18 protein-coding genes are annotated in these 17,771 nt (G+C 68.5%); 14 read left to right on the forward strand and 4 right to left on the reverse strand.

From position 1 onward, the window contains the following. The first annotated feature begins 8 nt into the window (after positions 1 to 8). The 4 genes from AC3WOE_RS26355 to AC3WOE_RS26370 all read left to right on the forward strand — a co-directional run bounded on the left by AC3WOE_RS26355 (position 9) and on the right by AC3WOE_RS26370 (position 5,940). On the forward strand, positions 9 to 920 hold the full coding sequence (locus AC3WOE_RS26355) for an ABC transporter permease subunit (protein ID WP_492694756.1): 912 nt from the start codon (positions 9 to 11) through the stop codon (positions 918 to 920). After that, a complete protein-coding gene (locus tag AC3WOE_RS26360; protein WP_492694758.1) occupies positions 920 to 1,870 on the forward strand; it encodes an ABC transporter ATP-binding protein in 951 nt (316 codons plus the stop codon). The genes AC3WOE_RS26355 and AC3WOE_RS26360 overlap by 1 nt, the downstream gene beginning before the upstream one ends. After that, the gene (locus tag AC3WOE_RS26365) at positions 1,863 to 2,825 is read left to right on the forward strand and encodes a peptide ABC transporter ATP-binding protein (protein WP_492694760.1); all 963 of its coding nucleotides are present in this window, start codon (positions 1,863 to 1,865) and stop codon (positions 2,823 to 2,825) included. The genes AC3WOE_RS26360 and AC3WOE_RS26365 overlap by 8 nt, the downstream gene beginning before the upstream one ends. A gap of 154 nt (positions 2,826 to 2,979) precedes the next feature. Beyond that, positions 2,980 to 5,940, forward strand: coding sequence for a TonB-dependent receptor (locus tag AC3WOE_RS26370; RefSeq protein WP_492694762.1), 2,961 nt, complete (start codon positions 2,980 to 2,982; stop codon positions 5,938 to 5,940). 46 nt (positions 5,941 to 5,986) lie between these two features. On the opposite strand, the gene AC3WOE_RS26375 is transcribed toward AC3WOE_RS26370, so the two are convergent. The 3 genes from AC3WOE_RS26375 to AC3WOE_RS26385 form a co-directional block, all read right to left on the reverse strand. Next, positions 5,987 to 6,241, reverse strand: a complete 255-nt coding sequence (locus tag AC3WOE_RS26375) for a YMGG-like glycine zipper-containing protein (protein WP_492694764.1) — start codon at positions 6,239 to 6,241, stop codon at positions 5,987 to 5,989. A 160-nt stretch (positions 6,242 to 6,401) separates the two neighbouring features. Beyond that, a complete protein-coding gene (locus AC3WOE_RS26380) occupies positions 6,402 to 6,704 on the reverse strand; it encodes a PsiF family protein (protein WP_492694766.1) in 303 nt (100 codons plus the stop codon). A gap of 83 nt (positions 6,705 to 6,787) precedes the next feature. Next, a complete protein-coding gene (locus AC3WOE_RS26385; RefSeq protein WP_492694768.1) occupies positions 6,788 to 8,125 on the reverse strand; it encodes a serine/threonine-protein kinase in 1,338 nt (445 codons plus the stop codon). 40 nt (positions 8,126 to 8,165) lie between these two features. On the opposite strand from AC3WOE_RS26385, the gene AC3WOE_RS26390 reads away from it, so the two are divergent. The 9 genes from AC3WOE_RS26390 (at position 8,166) to AC3WOE_RS26430 (ending at position 15,744) form a co-directional block, all read left to right on the forward strand. Then, positions 8,166 to 8,558, forward strand: a complete 393-nt coding sequence (locus AC3WOE_RS26390) for a VOC family protein (RefSeq protein ID WP_492694770.1) — start codon at positions 8,166 to 8,168, stop codon at positions 8,556 to 8,558. 63 nt (positions 8,559 to 8,621) lie between these two features. After that, a complete protein-coding gene (gene argS / locus AC3WOE_RS26395) occupies positions 8,622 to 10,376 on the forward strand; it encodes an arginine--tRNA ligase (RefSeq protein ID WP_492694772.1) in 1,755 nt (584 codons plus the stop codon). Continuing rightward, entirely contained in the window at positions 10,373 to 11,035 is a 663-nt protein-coding gene (locus AC3WOE_RS26400; protein WP_492694774.1) for an SPOR domain-containing protein, read from the forward strand. The genes argS and AC3WOE_RS26400 overlap by 4 nt, the downstream gene beginning before the upstream one ends. A gap of 31 nt (positions 11,036 to 11,066) precedes the next feature. Beyond that, positions 11,067 to 11,735 (forward strand): thiol:disulfide interchange protein DsbA/DsbL, encoded by a 669-nt coding sequence (locus AC3WOE_RS26405; protein WP_492694776.1) that lies wholly within the window; start codon positions 11,067 to 11,069, stop codon positions 11,733 to 11,735. Further along, positions 11,732 to 12,391 (forward strand): thiol:disulfide interchange protein DsbA/DsbL, encoded by a 660-nt coding sequence (locus AC3WOE_RS26410; RefSeq protein WP_492694778.1) that lies wholly within the window; start codon positions 11,732 to 11,734, stop codon positions 12,389 to 12,391. The genes AC3WOE_RS26405 and AC3WOE_RS26410 overlap by 4 nt, the downstream gene beginning before the upstream one ends. A 71-nt stretch (positions 12,392 to 12,462) precedes the next feature. Beyond that, a complete protein-coding gene (lptA, locus tag AC3WOE_RS26415) occupies positions 12,463 to 13,068 on the forward strand; it encodes a lipopolysaccharide transport periplasmic protein LptA (RefSeq protein WP_492694780.1) in 606 nt (201 codons plus the stop codon). Further along, positions 13,065 to 13,850, forward strand: coding sequence for an LPS export ABC transporter ATP-binding protein (lptB, locus tag AC3WOE_RS26420; protein WP_492694782.1), 786 nt, complete (start codon positions 13,065 to 13,067; stop codon positions 13,848 to 13,850). The genes lptA and lptB overlap by 4 nt, the downstream gene beginning before the upstream one ends. A gap of 14 nt (positions 13,851 to 13,864) precedes the next feature. Then, positions 13,865 to 15,361: an RNA polymerase factor sigma-54 gene (locus tag AC3WOE_RS26425; protein WP_492694784.1), complete on the forward strand. Its 1,497-nt coding sequence runs from the start codon at positions 13,865 to 13,867 to the stop codon at positions 15,359 to 15,361. Beyond that, positions 15,358 to 15,744: a hypothetical protein gene (locus tag AC3WOE_RS26430; protein ID WP_492694786.1), complete on the forward strand. Its 387-nt coding sequence runs from the start codon at positions 15,358 to 15,360 to the stop codon at positions 15,742 to 15,744. The genes AC3WOE_RS26425 and AC3WOE_RS26430 overlap by 4 nt, the downstream gene beginning before the upstream one ends. Before the next feature lie 15 nt (positions 15,745 to 15,759). Here the strand turns inward: AC3WOE_RS26430 and AC3WOE_RS26435 are convergent, their stop codons facing one another. Beyond that, complete coding sequence (locus AC3WOE_RS26435; protein ID WP_492694788.1) at positions 15,760 to 16,593, reverse strand: AraC family transcriptional regulator; 834 nt, start codon at positions 16,591 to 16,593, stop codon at positions 15,760 to 15,762. Positions 16,594 to 16,706: 113 nt separating this feature from the next. Between AC3WOE_RS26435 and AC3WOE_RS26440 the strand changes: the two genes are divergently transcribed. Further along, entirely contained in the window at positions 16,707 to 17,642 is a 936-nt protein-coding gene (locus AC3WOE_RS26440; RefSeq protein ID WP_492694790.1) for an alpha/beta fold hydrolase, read from the forward strand. Positions 17,643 to 17,771: the final 129 nt, after the last annotated feature.

Below are 17,771 nucleotides of genomic sequence, written 5' to 3' on the forward strand. Positions count from 1 at the left end.
TCCACAACATGAATCCCGTCACGCCCATCACAGCACAGGAGCGCGCCATCGAGCCCCCCGGCCCGCTGCGCGAGTTCTGGCTGGGCTTTGCCGCCAACCGCGGCGCGCTGGCCGCCCTCGTCGTCTTCGCGCTGATCGCGCTGGCGTCCCTCTTCGCTCCGCTGATCGCACCCCACGATCCCATCGAGCAATACCGCGACTTCATGCTGACGCCGCCGGTGTGGGCCGAGGGCGGCAGCACGCGCTTCCTGCTGGGTACCGACGAACTGGGCCGCGACATGCTGAGCCGGCTGCTGCATGGCGGCCGCGTGTCGCTGGGCATAGGCCTGGCGGCCGTGCTGATGTCACTGCTGCCGGGCGTGCTGCTGGGCCTGCTGGCGGCCTTCTTCCAGCGCTGGCTGTCGCCGGCCATCATGCGCGTGATGGACATCGTGCTGGCCCTGCCCGCCCTGCTGCTGGCCATCTGCGTCATCACCATCCTCGGTCCGGGCCTCGTCAACACCGTCATCGCCATCGCCATCGGCGCGTTGCCGGGCTATGTGCGGCTGACGCGTGCCGCGGCACTTGGAGAGATTGGCCGCGACTATGTGACGGCCAGCAGGGTTGCAGGCGCCGGCGCAGCCAGGCTGATGTTCATCACCGTGCTGCCCAACTGCATGGCGCCGCTGATCGTCAACGCGACGCTGAGCTTCTCCTCGGCCATCCTCGAGACGGCGGGCCTGGGCTTCCTGGGCCTGGGCGTGCAGGCACCCACGCCCGAGTGGGGCACCATGTTGTCGTCCGCCCGCGACTACATCACGCGGGCGCCCTGGGTCGTCACGCTGCCGGGCCTGACCATCCTCGTGTCGGTGCTCGCCATCAACCTGATGGGCGACGGGCTGCGCGATGCGCTGGATCCCAAGCTGAAGAAAGTGTCTTGATGCCTTTGTTGAACATCAAGAACCTCAAGGTCCAATTCGGCAACTTCCCCGCCGTCGATGGCGTGGACCTGACGCTGGAGGCCGGCGAGCTGCTGGGCATCGTCGGCGAATCCGGCTCGGGCAAGTCGGTCACCATGCTGGCGCTGATGGGCCTCATCGACGCGCCCGGCAGGGTGACGGCCGACGCCATCGAGTTCCAGGGCCGCGACCTGCTGAAGCTGTCGCCGCGCGAGCGCCGCGCGCTGATCGGCCGCGACGTGGCCATGGTGTTCCAGGACGCGCTGACCAGCCTCAACCCCAGCTACACCGTCGGCGCGCAGATCGCCGAGGTGCTGAAGGCCCATCTCGGCCTGCGCGGCTCGGCTTTGAGGCAGCGCGTCGTCGAGCTGCTGGAACAGGTCGAGATCCCCGACGCGGCCAACCGCGCCAATGCCTATCCGCACCAGCTGTCGGGCGGCATGAACCAGCGCGTGATGATCGCGATGGCGATTGCCTGCGGCCCCAAGCTCCTGATCGCCGACGAGCCGACCACCGCCCTGGACGTGACCATCCAGGCCCAGATCATGGCCCTGCTGCTGAAGCTGCAGCGCGAACAGGGCATGGGGCTGATCATGATCACCCACGACCTCGCCGTCGTCGCCGAGATGGCCCAGCGCGTGGCCGTCATGTACGCCGGCCAGATCGTGGAGACCGGCCCCGTGCCCGAGCTGTTCGACGCGCCGCGCCATCCGTACACGAATGCGCTTCTGGCGGCCATTCCCGAGCACAACAAGGGCGCCACGCGCCTGTCGGCTCTGCCCGGCATCGTGCCCGGCGCGCTGGACCGCCCCGTGGGCTGCCTGCTGTCGCCGCGCTGCCCGCGCGTGCAGGAACGCTGTCGTGCCGAACGACCGGCGCTGGCGGATGGCGTGCGCTGCTTCTTCCCGGTCGAGGAGGCAGCCCATGTCTGAACTCCTCCTCGAAGCCCATGACCTGGCAAAGCACTACAACGTCAGTCGCGGCCTGTTCAGACCCAAGGCGACGGTGAAGGCGCTCAACGGGGTCAGCTTCTCGCTGGCGCCCAAGAAGACCCTGGCCGTCGTCGGCGAGTCCGGTTGCGGCAAGAGCACGCTGGCGCGGCAGCTGACGCTGATCGAGCCGCCGACGCGCGGCTCGCTGAAGATCCGCGGCACGGACGCCGCGATTGCGGATGCCGCGACGCTGAAGGCCCTGCGCCGCGACGTGCAGATGGTGTTCCAGAACCCGTTTGCCTCGCTGAACCCGCGCAAGACCGTCGAGACGACGCTGGCCGAGCCGCTGCTGATCAACACGCCCATGACTGCGACCGAGCGCAAGGAGCGCGTCGCCGCTCTCGCCGCCAAGGTGGGCCTGCGGCCCGAGCATCTGCGCCGCTATCCGCACATGTTCTCGGGCGGCCAGCGCCAGCGCATCGCCATCGCGCGGGCCATGATCCTGAATCCCGGCATCGTCGTCGCCGATGAACCGGTCAGCGCGCTGGACGTGTCCATCCAGGCCCAGATCCTGAACCTCTTCATGGACCTGCAGGACGAGTTCGGCACGGGCTATGTGTTCATCTCGCACAACCTGTCGGTGGTCGAGCATGTGGCCGACGAGGTCATGGTGATGTACCTCGGCGCGGCTGTCGAGGTCGGACCGAAGGCGACGCTGTTCGCCCGCCCGCTGCATCCCTACACCCGGGCGCTGATGAGCGCGACACCGGCCCTGCGCAAGGCCGACCGGCGCGAGCGCATCGTCATCCGCGGCGAGCTGCCCAGCCCGCTGAACCCGCCCACGGGCTGCGCCTTCCACAAGCGCTGCCCGCTGGCCGTGGCGCGCTGCGCGGAAGAGGTGCCGCTGCTGCGCGAGGTCGATGGCCGCCGCGTGGCCTGCCACGTCGTCGGATGAGATGACGCGCGGGGCATAACCGCCGTACATGCCCCGCGCTCATTCCGTGATGCGCGGAGTGTTGCTGCGGTGCCGATTCCGCGGGCTTGGCCCCTCATGCGGCGTGAACGGGGCGCCAAGAATCTTTGCGTTCAGCAACGCAAGGAAAAAGACCATGAGATTCCAGCCCACCCCCGTCGCCTGCGGCCTGGCCGTCCTGTTGCTGAGCCTGCAGGGTGCGGCCCTGGGCCAGGAAGCCGCCCCCGAGGCTGCCAAGCCCAAGGCCGATGCGCAGGCGCTGGAAAAGGTCGTCGTCACCGGCATCCGGGCCTCCAACGAGCGCTCGCTGCTGATCAAGCGCGACGCGTCGGCCAACGTCGACGTCATCACCGCGGTGGACGTGGGCAAGATGCCCGACAAGAACCTGGCCGACTCGCTGCAGCGCATCGTCGGCGTGGCGGTGCGCACCGACTACGACGAGGCCGAGAAGGTGTCCATGCGCGGCACCAACCCGGACATGAGCCTGATCCTGTTCAACGGCCACACGGTCAGCGGCGGCGACTGGTATCTGGCCGACCAGAGCAGCAGCAGCCGCAGCACGTCGCTGAGCCTGATGCCCTCGTCGGTGCTGAACGCCGCCACGGTCTACAAGACCTCGCAGGCCAATATCGCCGACGGCGGCCTGGCGGGCACCATCAACGTGACCACGCGCAGGCCGCTGGACGAGCCGGCGCGCCTGGGCGGCCTCATCAGCATCGGCGGCGTCTATGCCGACCTGCCCGACAAGACCAGCCCGCAGCTCAATGCCAGCATGAACTGGAAGAACGAGGCCAACACCTTCGGACTCATCGGCCAGCTCTTCTCCGAGAAGCGCTATGTGCGCCGCGACTCGGCGTCGCGCCTGGCCTATGGCGCCAACTCGGGCTGGGACCAGATCAACACCAGCACCATGCTGGGCGTCACCGACCCCTCGCTGAACGGCGTGCGCCTGCCGGGCTCGATGGCCACCGAGTTCGTGGAAGGCGTGCGCGACCGCAAGGGTGGCATGTTCTCCGCCGAGCTGCGCCCGACCAGCAACACCGATGTCGGCCTGACCGGCTTCTACTCCAAGATGCGCGCCGCCAACTTCGGCCGCGCCACCATGGGCGCGATCTACCAGATGCTGTCGGGCCAGACCGGCCCGCTGGGCGCCACCACCGCCACCAGCGTCAACGGCCAGCGCGTCTATGCGCAGCTCAAGAATCCGGTGGTCGCCGAGGAGACGACCATCTACGGCGACAAGCTGCGCGTGCTGCGCTCCGCCGACATCGTCTACGCCAATGGCACGCCGCCCCAGTACGTCGGTGAATCCGAGGGCTTCTACCGCAGCGGCGCCTACGCCAGCAGCGGCTTCCTGGACCTGGACGGCAAGTGGGTCGTCAACGACCGCCTGACGCTCAAGGGCCTGCTGAGCACCACCAAGGGCGTGGGCCACACCGAGAACGACCGCGGCCTGACCTACACCCGCTATGGCCAGGGCGTCTCGTATGCCTTCAACGCGGTGGACGAGGCGCCGAGCTTCCACTGGATCAATGCCGGCAACGGCGCCTCGCCGACGGTGGACGCCAACGGGGCCGGCTACAAGCTGACCTCGCGCAGCGGCGTGAACCGCTACAACACGGTGGACAGCGAGAAGAGCATCGCCATCGACGGCGAATACAAGCAGGACGGCGGCATCTTCGAATCGATGAACTTCGGCTTGCGCAATGCCGACCACCGCCGCCGCTACGGCCTGGCCACCGTGGCCCTGAAGGCGGCGTTCACCCCCGCCACCGGCACGCCCGACCCGGCCCTGGCCGTGGGCTACCCGGCCGACTTCGGCCAGGACCTGGGCGGCAACTTCGACAACAGCGGCTTCTACTTCCCCCGCGATGTGCTGACCAGCTATTTCAGCGGTCTGACCAAGGACACCACGCCCGCCTTCGAACGCCGCGTCGCCAACGAGATCGACCTGCGTGAAGTGCAGAGCGCCGTCTACCTGATGCAGAACCTGGAGGGCAACAAGTGGTCGGGCAATGTCGGCCTGCGCTACACGCGCACCCGCGTGACGTCGAGAAACCCGGTGCCGCTGCCGGCCGGCAGCTGCCTGCGCATCGAGCCCGGCAAGCCCTATGTGCCCTGCGCCAGGTTCCCGGACGCCATCGTCGACGCCGGTGAAGGCACGACCTACTACGACGGCGCCGTCTGGAATGCCGCCGCCGGCACGATCTACCGCAAGGAAGCGGTCGTCCGCACCTTTGACGACATCCTGCCAAGCATGAACCTGCGCGTGGAACTGGCGCCCGACTTGATCGGCCGCCTGGGCCTGTCCAAGACCATCGGTCGCCAGAACTACAACCTCTACGGCGCCACCTACGGCACGCCCACCTGCACCTCGAGCGGCTGCACGGTCACGGGCCCCAACCCCAACCTGGTGCCGCTGACCGCGCGCAACCTCGACCTGTCGGTGGCCTGGTTCTATGCCAAGCGCGCCCTGCTGTCGTTGAGCGCCTTCGATTCCCTGATCGACGGCTATGCCAAGACGGGCTCGGTGCAGGCGGGTGCCACCGTGGACCTGCTGGATCCGAACACCAACACGGTCAAGACCTATCTGATCAGCACCTCCACCCAGCAGAAGGCGCGCATCCGTGGCCTCGAGCTGTCGTGGGAGCAGCCCATCGCCTGGGGCTTCGGCTTCCAGTCCAACGCCAGCTACACCGAGACCCGCGTGGCGGACGGCCGCCCGATGACGGGCGCCTCCAGGAAGGCCGGCAATCTGGGCGTGTACTGGGAAAACGACGTGTTCAATGCCCGCCTGGTCTACAACTACCGCGGCGCCTACGTGTCGAGCACGACGGCGCCGTCGCCCACGGCCAACAGCCAGGGCCTGTCGGTGATCGGCGGCGTGACCATGCCTTCGGCCCCCACCATCGCCGCCCCGGTCAGCAACGTGGCCTTCTCGGCCAGCTACGACTTCACGCCGGAGCTGCAGCTGTCCTTCAACGCGACCAATCTGACCAACCCGGCCCGCGCGCAATACCGCTACAGCGAGATGGAGCCGCAGAAGGTGGACGTCAGCGGCCGCCAGTACTACCTGGAGGCACGGTACAAGTTCTAAGTCGAGAGGCCGGCGTCAGCCGGCCTCTTGCTTCGCGTCGCCGCACTCAGCGGTCGCGCTTCTTGGCGACTTCGTTGCCCACGACGCCACCGGCGGCGGCACCGAGGGCAGCACCGGTGGTCGTGCCGGTCACCACGCCGCCGACAACGGCACCTGCCGTCGCGCCGACGATGGTGCTGGTCTCGCGGTGGGACATCCCGGCACAGGCCGTCAGGGCCAGGGTCGCAGCGGCGGCGACGGAGATCACGCTGACGCGCCAGTAGGCGGTCATGGGGGCGGTGGTCAGATCAGTGTTGCTCATGGTTTGCTCCTTTGGGGTGGCAATCACGTGAGCCAACTTTCGGCGCTGCGAGCCCCGGGCGGAACCGGAAACCCCGCCGACTGGACGTCGGACCTGGCCTACCGAGCCAAGAAAAAAGCCACCCGGAGGTGGCTTTCGTCCTACAGGGCCCATCAGCCCATCACTTGGGTGCCGAGGCGGCCGCGTCGGCCATGCACTTCTTGATATGGCTCTTGGCGGCTGCACCGTGCAGCTTCTTGTCGGCGGCGGACTTGTCGCAGGCAGCCGTGGAAGGCGCTGCGGCGGCCGGCGCAGCGGCAGCACCGCCGGACAGGCACTCCTTCATGAAGGCCTTGCGATCGTCGCCCGTCTTGCCGTTGGTCTTGGCTTCGGCATTGCAGGACTTCATCTTGTCCTGCTGCGGCGTGGCCTGCGCCCCGAAGGCGATGGCGGTACAGGCGAGCAGGATGGCGATTCGTTTCATGGGGAACTCCTTCCTCAAGAGTGGGGGTGGCGAGTCAATTCAAGCATGCGCCCATGACGCTGCCAAGCCGTGTTTCATCGGCGTCACAAAATTCGCCGCGGATGGTGCAGGGCCTCGTGGGCGGCGTGCAGGCGGCGCACCAGCACGCGGATGAAGCCGCGGTCGAAACGGTGCTGGCACTCGGGGCTCAATTGACCCACGGACTCCGGCGTGAAGCAGATCGTCGTGCACTCCTGGCTGACGCGGATCTCGGCGCTGTGGCGGCGCAGGTCGGGGTTGGGCGCCAGATAGGCCATCTCGCCCACCGAGGTGCCCTGGCCCAGCGAGGCCACCAGCCGGCCCTCGCGGAAGACCTGCACCTCGCCCTGGGCAATGATGTGGAAGCTGTTGCCCTCCTGGCCGCGCCTGAACAGGGCATGGCCTTGCGGGTAGCGCTTCCAGCGCGCTCGCCTCACCACCTCCCACAGCTGCACGTCGCCGAAGTCGGCAAAGAACTCCAGCGAACGCAACAGATTGAAACGCTCGGAGTCGCGCACCTCGCCGAGGCGGTTCAGCGGCACCTGCTGGCTGGCCACCAGGGCCGACAGGGCCTGGGCAAAACTCTCCCAATCCGCAAAGCGCGCGTGCGGGTCCTTGGACAGGGCGCGCATCACGACGGCATCCAGGCCGTCGGTGACACCGGCGCGCTGGCCCATCAGCGGCAGCGGCGGCTGGTGGTAGATCTGGTGCATCAGCGCCATCTGGTGCGGCGCATCGAAGGGCGGCCGGCCGCTGATGAGGTGGTAGATCACGGCGCCCAGGGCGTAGATGTCGGCGCGGCAATCCACGTCGCCGCCCTCGATCTGCTCGGGCGGCATATAGGCCAGCGAGCCGACGCGGTGGATCTGGGTCGAATCGGCCAGCAGGTTCAGGGCCGAGCCGAAGTCGCTGACCTTGACGTCGACGACCTGGCCGCCGGGGTCCAGCACGGCCAGCAGATTGGCCGGCTTCACGTCGCGGTGGATGACGCCCTGGCGGTAGACATAGCTCAGGGCCATCGCGCACTTGAAGCCCAGTTCGACGATCTGGTCCAGAGGCAGCAGGCGGTCGGTGCGGCAGAAGTGCTTCAGCGTGACGCCGGGCACGTACTCCATGACCAGATAGGGCGAGGCCTCCTCGGACACGGCGTCCAGGATGGCGACCACGTTCGGGTGGTGCAGCCGCCCGGCCAGGGCCGCCTCGGCACTGAAGAAGCGGTTGCTGAAGTCGCTGCCCGGCGCATCGGCCGGCGCGGCCCAGGAGCGCATGCGCTTGATGGCCACTTCCTTGTCCTGGAAGGGGTCGCGGGCCAGGAAGACGTCGCTGGTCGCGCCTTCGCCCAGGCGCTTCAGCACCTGGTAGCGGCCGATATGCGGAGGCAGGTCTTCAGCGAGGGCGCTCATCGCGGGGCATGATACGGGCCGGTTTCGGAGGTGAGCCCCCTTGTTCTCCCACGTATTTCTCGGCATTCGCGACTTTGAGCGCGCCCTGGCCTTCTATCGGCCGCTGCTGGCGGGCCTCGGCATCGCCGAGCGCTTCTGCGACCCCGACGGCTGGGCCGGCTGGCAGAGCACGCCGGGGCCGCGCCCCCTGCTCGTCATCGGCAGGCCTTTCGAGGGCGAGCACGAGCCGGGCAACGGCCAGATGGTGGCGCTGCTGGCCTCGAGCCGCGCCCAGGTGGACGCCGCCCACGCCACCGCCCTGGCCCATGGCGGACGCTGCGAAGGCCCGCCCGGGCCGCGCCCGCACTACCACCCGAACTACTACGGCGCCTATTTCCGCGACCCGGACGGCAACAAGCTCTGCGTCGCCTGCCACGACGCCCCTTCCGACTGAGTCAGCCGGGCGGCCCGGCCATGCGTTCTGGCTGGACGAGGCCCGCCTCCTAAAATCGCCCCCATGATCCAAGCCAAGCAGGCGCTGCTCGCCGCACTCGCCGACTCTCTCCAGGAAATCGCCCCCGGCTCGAATGCCGCGGTGGCCTTCGAATCCCCCAAGCAGGCCGCCCATGGCGACTTCGCCTGCACGGCCGCCATGCAGCTGGCCAAGCCGCTGAAGGCCAACCCCCGAGAGCTGGCCACCCGCCTGATCGCCGCCCTGCAGGCCAAGCCGGCCTTCCAGGCCTGGGTGCAGGCCCTGGAAATCGCCGGCCCCGGCTTCATCAACATCCGCCTCAAGCCCGAAGCCAAGCAGGCCGTCGTGGCCGAAGTGCTGGCCGCCGGCGCCAGGTTCGGCCACCGCCCGGCCACGGACAAGCACGTGATGATCGAGTTCGTGTCGGCCAACCCGACCGGGCCGCTGCACGTCGGCCATGCCCGCCAGGCGGCCCTGGGCGACTCGCTGTGCTCGGTGTTCCAGAGCCAGGGCCACCAGGTCACCCGCGAGTTCTATTACAACGACGCCGGTGTGCAGATCGCCACCCTGGCCAAGTCCACGCAGATGCGCCTGCAGGGCTTCAAGCCCGGTGACGCCGTCTGGCCGACCGATCCGGACAACCCGGAGAGCAAGAAGTTCTACAACGGCGACTACATCCAGGACATCGCCGACGCCTTCGTCGCCAAGGAAACCGTCAAGGCCGACGACCGCGAGTTCACGGCCTCGGGCGACATTGACGACCTGGACAGCATCCGCCAGTTCGCCGTGGCCTATCTGCGCCACGAGCAGGACCTGGACCTGCAGGCCTTTGGCCTGAAGTTCGACAACTACTTCCTCGAGACCAGCGTCTACAAGGGCGGCCAGCTCGACGCGGCCGTGCAACGCATGGTCGACAGCGGCAAGACCTACGAGAAGGACGGCGCGCTGTGGTTCAAGTCCACCGACTACGGTGACGACCAGGACCGCGTGATGCGCAAGTCCGAGGGCGGCTACACCTATTTCGTGCCCGACGTGGCCTACCACGTCAACAAGTTCGAGCGCGGCTACACCCAGTGCATCAACATCCAGGGCACCGACCACCACGGCACCATCGCCCGCGTGCGCGGCGGCCTGCAGGCGCAGAACCTGGGCATCCCCCAGGGCTTCCCCGACTACGTGCTGCACAAGATGGTCACGGTCATGAAGAACGGCGAGGAGGTCAAGATCTCCAAGCGCGCCGGCTCCTATGTGACGCTGCGCGACCTGATCGACTGGACCAGCCGCGACGCGGTGCGCTTCTTCCTGATCAGCCGCAAGGCCGACACCGAATTCATCTTCGACGTCGACCTGGCCCTGAAGGCCAATGACGAGAACCCGGTGTTCTATGTGCAGTACGCGCATGCACGCATCTGCTCGGTCATCCGCAAATGGGCTGCCGAAATGGGCGGCGACGTCGCGGCCATCGCCGGCGCCGACCTCAGCCTGCTGACGGCACCGACCGAGGAGGCGCTGATGCTCAAGCTCGCCGCCTATCCCGACATGCTGACCGGCGCCGCCAGCGGCATCGCGCCGCACGACGTCGCCTTCTACGCCCGCGACCTGGCCGGCGCCTACCACTCCTACTACGCCGCCGAGCGCGTGATGGACCAGGCCCCCGAGCTGAGCCGCGCCCGCGTCGCCCTGCTGGCCGCCACCCGCCAGGTGCTGGCCAATGCCCTCGGCATGCTGGGCGTCAGCGCGCCTGAGCAGATGAGCCGCGACACTGCGGCTGAAACCTCGGAAACCCCGGAGAACGAATGACTGCTGCCTCCAAACCCGCCGGCCAGAAGAACCAGAAAGGCGGCTTCGTCCTCGGCCTCATCGTGGGCCTGCTGGTGGGCCTGGCCGTCGCCCTCGGCGTGGCCCTGTACATCACCAAGGTGCCCATCCCCTTCGTGAACAAGGTGCCCCAGCGCACCGCCGAGCAGGACGCGCAGGAGGCCGAGCGCAACAAGAACTGGGACCCGAACGCCCCGCTGGCCGGCAAGGCCGCGCGCAGCGCCAGCGGCGTCGTCAATGCGCCCGTCGCCGCCGCGCCGCCGCCGCCCAGCACCACGGCCAGCGCCGCGGCCGCCACGGCCAATGCCGCTGCCACTGCTGCCCTGCCGACACCCAAGCCGGCCGCGCCCAAGGCCGAAGCGCCGGCCGCTGCCTCCGCGCCCGCCGCGACGGCCGGTGCCGACGCCTATGTCTACTTCGTCCAGGCCGGCGCCTTCACCCGCCCCGAGGAGGCCGAGGCCCAGAAGGCCAAGCTGGCCATCCAGGGCTTCACCGCCAAGGTCATGGAGCGCGAGCAGAACGGCCGCACCGTCTTCCGCGTGCGCCTGGGGCCCAACGACACCCGCGAGGCGGCCGAGGACCTGCAGCGCAAGATTGAGGCTGCCGGCTTCGAGGCCAATCTCGTTCGTGTACAACGCTGACCGCACTACCGCCTGAAGGATGACTGCCGCCATGAAGCGCCGCGATTTCTCCGCCCTGCTCGCCGCCGCCCCCGCCCTGGGTGCCGCCGGCAACGCCCTCGCCCAGGGTGGCCCCATCGAGGGCCGCCAGTACATGGTCATCAACCCGCCGCTGGGCACGCCGCCGGGCAAGATCGAGGTGATCGAGTTCTTCTGGTACGGCTGCCCGCACTGCTACGCCTTCGAGCCCTTCATCGAGTCCTGGACCAAGCAGCTGCCGAGCGACGTCGCCTTCCGCAAGGTGCACGTGGCCTTCCGCGCCAACGTCAAGATCCACCAGCGCATGTTCTATGCGCTGGAATCCATGGGCAAGGAAGCCGCGGCGCGCCCCGCCATCTTCAATGCCATGCACCAGCAGGGCATGGCCCTGGACGACGCCAAGAGCCAGGCCAAGTTCCTCGCCCCCCTGGGCATCGACCCGACCAAATACCAGGAGGCCTACAACTCCTTCGGCGTGGTCAGCAAATGCACCCAGGCGGAGAAGCTGTCCGAGGCCTACCGCATCGACGGCGTGCCCAGCATCGGCGTCGCCGGCCGCTTCCTGACCTCGCCCAGCGATGCCAGCAAGGGCTCGCCGCAGCGCCTGTCCGAGCAGGAACTGGGCCAGAAGGCCCTGCAGATCACCGAATTCCTGATCCAACGCGCGAGGAACAAGGCATGAAGCGCCGCACCGCCACGGCGGCCCTGATTGGCGCCGGCTTCGCCCCCGCCGTGTTCGCACAGGGCGGCCCGATCGAAGGCAAGCACTACGCACGCCTGGTCCAGGCCATGCCCGGCACGCCCGGCAAGATCGAGGTCATCGAGTTCTTCTTCTACAAGTGCCCGCACTGCAACGCCTTCGACCCGCTGCTGGAGGCCTGGGTGCATCAGCTGCCGGCCGACGTCAGCTTCCGCCGCGTGCCGGTGGGCCAGCAGGCCGTCCTGAAGCTGCACCAGCGCATGTACTACGCGCTGGAGGCCATGGGCGCGATGACCCCGGCCGTGCACAGCGGCATCTTCAATGCCTTCCACCGCGCCGGCGTCGAAGCCAATGACGAAGACGGCGTCGTGGCCCTCGTCAACCGCCTGGGCGTTGACGGTGCCAAGTTCAAGCAGGCCTTCAACTCCTTCGGCATCCAGGCCAAGCTGCAGCAGGGCCTGAAGCTGGCCGAACAGGCGGGCGCCAACGAAGTGCCGACCCTGGTCATCGCCGGCCGCTGGCGCACCAGCCCCGGCCAGGCCGGCACGCCGGGCCAGAGCGAAGCCGCCCAGGGCCAGCAAGCGCTGGCCGTGGCGGACTTCCTTGTCAAGATGGCACGCAGCGGCAAAGTTTCCTGACGCAGTTGCCGCGTGGGAAAGGCTGGCGACGGTAGCCGGCCCCTAGAATGGCCTGCAACTTCCGTGCCGCCATGTTCCGCCACCTGATCCCGCTCGCTCTCGTGCTTGCCTTCTCCGCCGCCCAGGCCGAGAAGGCCGACCGGCTCAAGCCCATGGTCTTCACGGCCGACAAGGAGGGCCGGATCGACAGCGTCAACCAGCGCACCGAGCTGTTTGGCAATGTCATCATCACCAAGGGCAGCCTGATGCTGAACGCCGAGAAGGTGGACGTGCGCGAGACCCGCGACGGCTACTGGCAGGCCTATGCCAGCGGCGCGACGGGCAAGCCGGTCAGCTTCCGCCAGGCCCGCGATGTCCCCGGCGAGGCGATCGAGGGCGTGGCCGACCAGCTCGAATACGACACCAAGACGGAGACGGTGCGCTTCATCGGCAACGCCAAGGTGCGCCGCACGCGCGGTGCGACGGTGGCCGACGAAGTGACCGGCGCCGTCATCGTCTACGACAGCCGCACCGAGGTCTTCGCGCTGGAGGGCGGCAACGCCTCGCCCAATCCCAACGGCCGCGTGCGCATGGTGCTGATGCCACGCACCCAACCCGACGCCGCGGCCTCGGCACCGGCGGGCGCGCTGCCCCTGCAGCCGTCCACGACGATCACGCCGCCGAAGAAGGCTCAATGACCGCGGTCGAACCCGTCACCGGCCGCGCCGCCGCGGACTGCGGCAGCCGCCTCGAGGCCGAGGCCCTGGCCAAGACCTATGGCGTGCGCAAGGTCGTCAAGGACGTCCATGTGCGCGTGGACTGCGGCGAGGTCGTCGGCCTGCTGGGGCCCAACGGCGCGGGCAAGACGACCAGCTTCTACATGATCGTCGGCCTGGTGCGCTCCGACGCCGGCATCATCCGCATCGACGGCGCCGAGGTGCAGCGCCTGCCCATCCACGAGCGCGCCCGCCTGGGCCTGAGCTATCTGCCGCAGGAAGCGTCGATCTTCCGCAAGCTGACCGTCGAACAGAACATCCGCGCCGTGCTGGAGCTGCAGCAGGACGAGCGCGGCAAGGCCCTGTCCAAGGCCCGCATCGACGAGCTGCTGAACGGCCTGCTGCACGACCTCTCCATCGAGGGCCTGCGCGACAGCCCGGCGCCGGCCCTGTCGGGCGGCGAGCGCCGCCGCGTCGAGATCGCCCGCGCCCTGGCCACCCAGCCGCGCTTCATCCTGCTGGACGAGCCCTTCGCCGGCGTCGACCCCATCGCGGTGCTGGAGATCCAGCGCATCATCAGCTTCCTGAAGGCGCGCGGCATCGGCGTGCTGATCACGGACCACAACGTCCGCGAGACCCTGGGCATCTGCGACCGGGCCTACATCATCAGCGAGGGCGCCGTGCTCGCCGAAGGCACGCCCGACGAGATCGTGGCCAATGCCGACGTGCGCAAGGTCTACCTCGGCGAAAACTTCCGCATGTAGGGCCTGGAGCGGCGATGAAACAGACGCTCCAGGTACGCCTCAGTCAGCATCTCGCGCTGACGCCCCAGCTGCAGCAATCCATCCGCCTGCTGCAGCTGTCGACGCTGGAGCTGCATCAGGAAGTCGAGCAGATGCTGGCCAGCAACCCGCTGCTCGAGACCGAAGAGGAATTCGCCGTCAGCACGCCCGAGCTGGCTGCGAACGCGCCGGCCGAGTCGTCCGCCGAGAGCGGCAATGACAGCGGTGGCGAGGCCGACGCCGCCGAGGCGCCCGAGCTCAGTGGCGAGGACTTCGGCGGCACCGAGCGCGAGGACTGGGAGAACGGCACCGAGGGCGACGACTTCGACGGCATCCGCGAGCTGCCCAGCAGCGCCGGCAGCGGCAGCGACGACGGCGAGCGCGAGAGCCAGGAGTCGGCCGAAACGACGCTGGCCGAGCACCTGGGCCAGCAACTGGCCGGCCACCATCTGTCGGCCGAGGACCGCGCCGCCCTGCACGTGCTCATCGAGTCGCTGAACGAGGACGGCTATCTCGAGGACGCGCTGGAAGAAATCGCGGCGGCCTTCACCGAAGACGCCGAAGAACTGGAAGAGCTGCTGGACCGGCTGCGCATTGCGCTGCGCCTGCTGCAGAGCCTGGAGCCGGTCGGCATCGCGGCACGCAACCTGTCCGAATGCCTGACGCTGCAACTGCGTGCACTGCCCAAGAGCCCAGCGCAGGTCATCGCCATACTCATCTGCAAGGGTCATCTGGAATTGCTGGCCAAGCGCGACATGCGCCGCCTGATGAGCGAGACCGGCGCTGACGAGACCCTGCTGCGCGAGGCCCAGGTGCTGATCACCCAGCTCGAGCCCAAGCCCGGCCGCCGCTTCGCGCAAGGCGCCGCCGCGGCCATCGTGCCCGACGTCATCGTGCGCAAGAGCGGCCGCGAGTTCCGCGTCATGCTGAATCCCGAGGTGGCGCCCAAGCTGCGCATCAACGAGCTCTACGCCAATGCGCTGCGCGCCACGCGCGGCGGCATCAGCAACTCGCCGCTGGGCGGCCAGCTGCAGGAGGCACGCTGGTTCATCAAGAACATCCAGCAGCGCTTCGACACCATCCTGCGCGTCAGCCAGGCCATCGTCGAGCGCCAGCGCGGCTTCTTCACCCATGGCGAGCTGGCCATGAAGCCCCTGGTGCTGCGCGAAATCGCCGACGAGTTGAGCCTGCACGAGTCCACCATCTCGCGCGTGACGACGGCCAAGTACATGGCCACCAGCTGGGGCACCTTCGAGCTGAAGTATTTCTTCGGCTCGGGCCTCTCCACCGAAGCCGGCGGCGAGGCCTCCAGCACGGCGGTGCGCGCTCTCATCAAGCAGTTCGTCGCCGCCGAGGACATCAAGAAGCCGCTGTCGGACAGTGCGCTGGCGGCCATGCTCGAGGAGCAGGGCATCCAGTGCGCGCGGCGCACGGTGGCCAAGTACCGCGAAGCGATGAAGATCGCGCCGGCGAATCTGCGCAAGGCCTTGTGAGGCGCCGCACCGCCCTGTTCGCGTTCGCGCTGCCGGCAAGTCCGGCTCTTGCGGCCGGACTGGGCGTCAATGACTATGGTTTCGTAGACGCCATCCAGGTCGACCCCGACACCGGCGCTGCCACGCTCGCGCTGGTCATCGATCGTCCTTTGGAGGACGGCCTCACCAAGCCCAGGGCGCGCAACAAGATGCTGGCGTATCACCAGTGGGTTTTCGTCGAACGGCAGCTGGCCAAACGCTTTCCCAAGGCCAGGCCCGAACTGGGCGTGCGCCTGGTGATCATGCATCCGCATGCAAAGAATGCGCTCGGCGCCTCGGTGCTGGAGCAGTTGCTCGGCTATGCCCGTGAGCTGCGCTTCGAGCCCGCGGAAAAGACCTTGTAGGTCGCTGTCCCGGCCTCAGCCCACCAGCAGCTCCGCCTTGCGCCACTCCCTCGGCGACTGCCCCGTATGCGCCCGGAAGGCGCGTGACAGCGCCGCCTCGCCGCCATAGCCCACATCCGCGGCGATGTGCTTGAGGGCCCGGCCCTCGCGCAGCCCCTTCTGCGCCAGGGCTATGCGCCAGCGCTGCAGATAGACGCCCGGCGTGCAGCCCACCACGTCGCGGAAGCTGTTGGCGAACACGGTGCGCGACATGCCCGCCGCCCCCGCCAGCTCCTCCAGCGGCCACTCGCGCTGCGGCGTGTCGTGCATCGCCACCAGCGCGCCGCGCAGCCGGGGATGGGACAGGCCGGCCAGCATGCCCGAGTCGACCCGACCCTGGGCCATCAGCTCGCGCAGCACCCAGATCATCAGCACCTCGAACAGCCGGTTCAGCATCAGCTGCCGGCCGCAGTGCGTGGCCTCGGCCTCGGCGAACAGCTGGGTCAGCACCGGCGCGCAGCCCGGTACCGCCGACAGCGGCAGGCAGATCCACGCCGGCAGGGCGGCCGCGACGGGGTGACTGGCGCCGCCCTCGAAGGCCATGTGGGCGCACAGGAACTGCGCGCCGCAACTCGGGTCAGTCACGAAGCGGTGCGGCAGCGGGCGTGGGTAGAGCAGCAGGCTGGGCTCGGCTATGCGCAGCGGCTCGGGCGTGCCGTGGTGCACCTCCACGCCGCCCTCTCGGATCAGGTGCAGCTGGCCGCGCCCCGCCTGGGGCTCCAGGCTGTTGACGCCGCACAGCGGACCGATCTGGAAGGTCTCGGCACGCACCGCGAAATGGGCAAACAAGGCGGCAAGTCGGTCAGCCATGGCTCCAGTACCAAATGCAAAGTTAAACGTACTTTATGGCATTTTCAGTACACCCATCGCCGGCAAAGTTCATCCCGTCGCAAGACATCCCCACCCACCGACAGGAGCTCACCATGAACGCCCTCACCCGCCTCGCCCTTGCCGCCACCATCGCCTTCGGCGGATTCGCCGTCCAGACCCAGGCGTTGGCTGCGCCTACCGCTGCAGCCGCGGTCGCCAGCCAATACGTGGCCGCCAACGACGGCACGCCCCTCTACGTGAAGGACTGGGGCCCGAAGAGCGGTCCTGTCGTCGTCTTCAGCCACGGCTGGCCTCTGAACGCCGACAGCTGGGAGTCGCAGATGCAGTTCCTGGCCGAGCATGGCTACCGCGTCATCGCCCATGACCGCCGCGGCCACGGCCGTTCGGGCCAGCCCTGGACCGGCAACAACATGGACCAGTACGCCGACGACCTCGACGCCGTGCTGCGCGCCCTGGACGTCAAGCACGCCACGCTGGTGGGCTTCTCCACCGGCGGCGGCGAGGTGGCCCGCTACATCGGCCGCCACGGCACGGCGCGTGTCGCCAAGGCCGTGCTGGTGAGCGCCGTCACGCCCATCATGGGCCAGTCGCCCAGCCATCCCGAAGGCCTGCCCACGGCAGTGTTCGATGGCCTGCGCAAGGCCTCGCTGGACAACCGTGCCCAGCTCTACAAGGACATCGCGGGCGGGCCCTTCTTCGGCTTCAACCGCCCGGGTGCCAAGCCCTCGGCCGGCCTGGTGGACAGCTTCTTCGCCCAGGGCATGCAGGCCGGCGCCAAGGCCACCTACGACAGCATCGACGCCTTCTTCAACTCCGACTTCCGCGGCGACCTGAAGAAGTTCGACATCCCGACCCTGGTCATCCACGGTGACGACGACCAGATCGTGCCCATCGAGACCACCGGCCGCGCCACGGTCAAACTGGTCAAGGGCGCGCGCCTGATCGAGTACGCCGGCGGCCCGCACGGCATCACCGACACGCACAAGGACCGCCTCAACCAGGACCTGCTGGACTTCATCAGCAAGTAAACCGTCCGATCTGCGGGACGAGCGCCGGGCCGCCCCTAGCCGGCCCGCCTCAGGCGATGTGCTTGCGGCTCGATGCCGCAAGCATCGCCGTCCCCTTGTATCTTCCCAATTGGACGCTCAGCCGGTGTT

It is taken from the genome of Roseateles sp. FW305-36, from assembly GCF_058787015.1.

Coding starts and splice junctions, on each gene's coding strand:
- AC3WOE_RS26355 (WP_492694756.1), top strand. CDS start 9: ATGAATCCCGTCACGCCCATCACAGCACAGGAGCGCGCCATCGAGCCC.
- AC3WOE_RS26360 (WP_492694758.1), top strand. CDS start 920: ATGCCTTTGTTGAACATCAAGAACCTCAAGGTCCAATTCGGCAACTTC.
- AC3WOE_RS26365 (WP_492694760.1), top strand. CDS start 1,863: ATGTCTGAACTCCTCCTCGAAGCCCATGACCTGGCAAAGCACTACAAC.
- AC3WOE_RS26370 (WP_492694762.1), top strand. CDS start 2,980: ATGAGATTCCAGCCCACCCCCGTCGCCTGCGGCCTGGCCGTCCTGTTG.
- AC3WOE_RS26375 (WP_492694764.1), bottom strand. CDS start 6,241: ATGAGCAACACTGATCTGACCACCGCCCCCATGACCGCCTACTGGCGC.
- AC3WOE_RS26380 (WP_492694766.1), bottom strand. CDS start 6,704: ATGAAACGAATCGCCATCCTGCTCGCCTGTACCGCCATCGCCTTCGGG.
- AC3WOE_RS26385 (WP_492694768.1), bottom strand. CDS start 8,125: ATGAGCGCCCTCGCTGAAGACCTGCCTCCGCATATCGGCCGCTACCAG.
- argS (WP_492694772.1), top strand. CDS start 8,622: ATGATCCAAGCCAAGCAGGCGCTGCTCGCCGCACTCGCCGACTCTCTC.
- AC3WOE_RS26400 (WP_492694774.1), top strand. CDS start 10,373: ATGACTGCTGCCTCCAAACCCGCCGGCCAGAAGAACCAGAAAGGCGGC.
- AC3WOE_RS26405 (WP_492694776.1), top strand. CDS start 11,067: ATGAAGCGCCGCGATTTCTCCGCCCTGCTCGCCGCCGCCCCCGCCCTG.
- AC3WOE_RS26410 (WP_492694778.1), top strand. CDS start 11,732: ATGAAGCGCCGCACCGCCACGGCGGCCCTGATTGGCGCCGGCTTCGCC.
- lptA (WP_492694780.1), top strand. CDS start 12,463: ATGTTCCGCCACCTGATCCCGCTCGCTCTCGTGCTTGCCTTCTCCGCC.
- lptB (WP_492694782.1), top strand. CDS start 13,065: ATGACCGCGGTCGAACCCGTCACCGGCCGCGCCGCCGCGGACTGCGGC.
- AC3WOE_RS26425 (WP_492694784.1), top strand. CDS start 13,865: ATGAAACAGACGCTCCAGGTACGCCTCAGTCAGCATCTCGCGCTGACG.
- AC3WOE_RS26435 (WP_492694788.1), bottom strand. CDS start 16,593: ATGGCTGACCGACTTGCCGCCTTGTTTGCCCATTTCGCGGTGCGTGCC.
- AC3WOE_RS26440 (WP_492694790.1), top strand. CDS start 16,707: ATGAACGCCCTCACCCGCCTCGCCCTTGCCGCCACCATCGCCTTCGGC.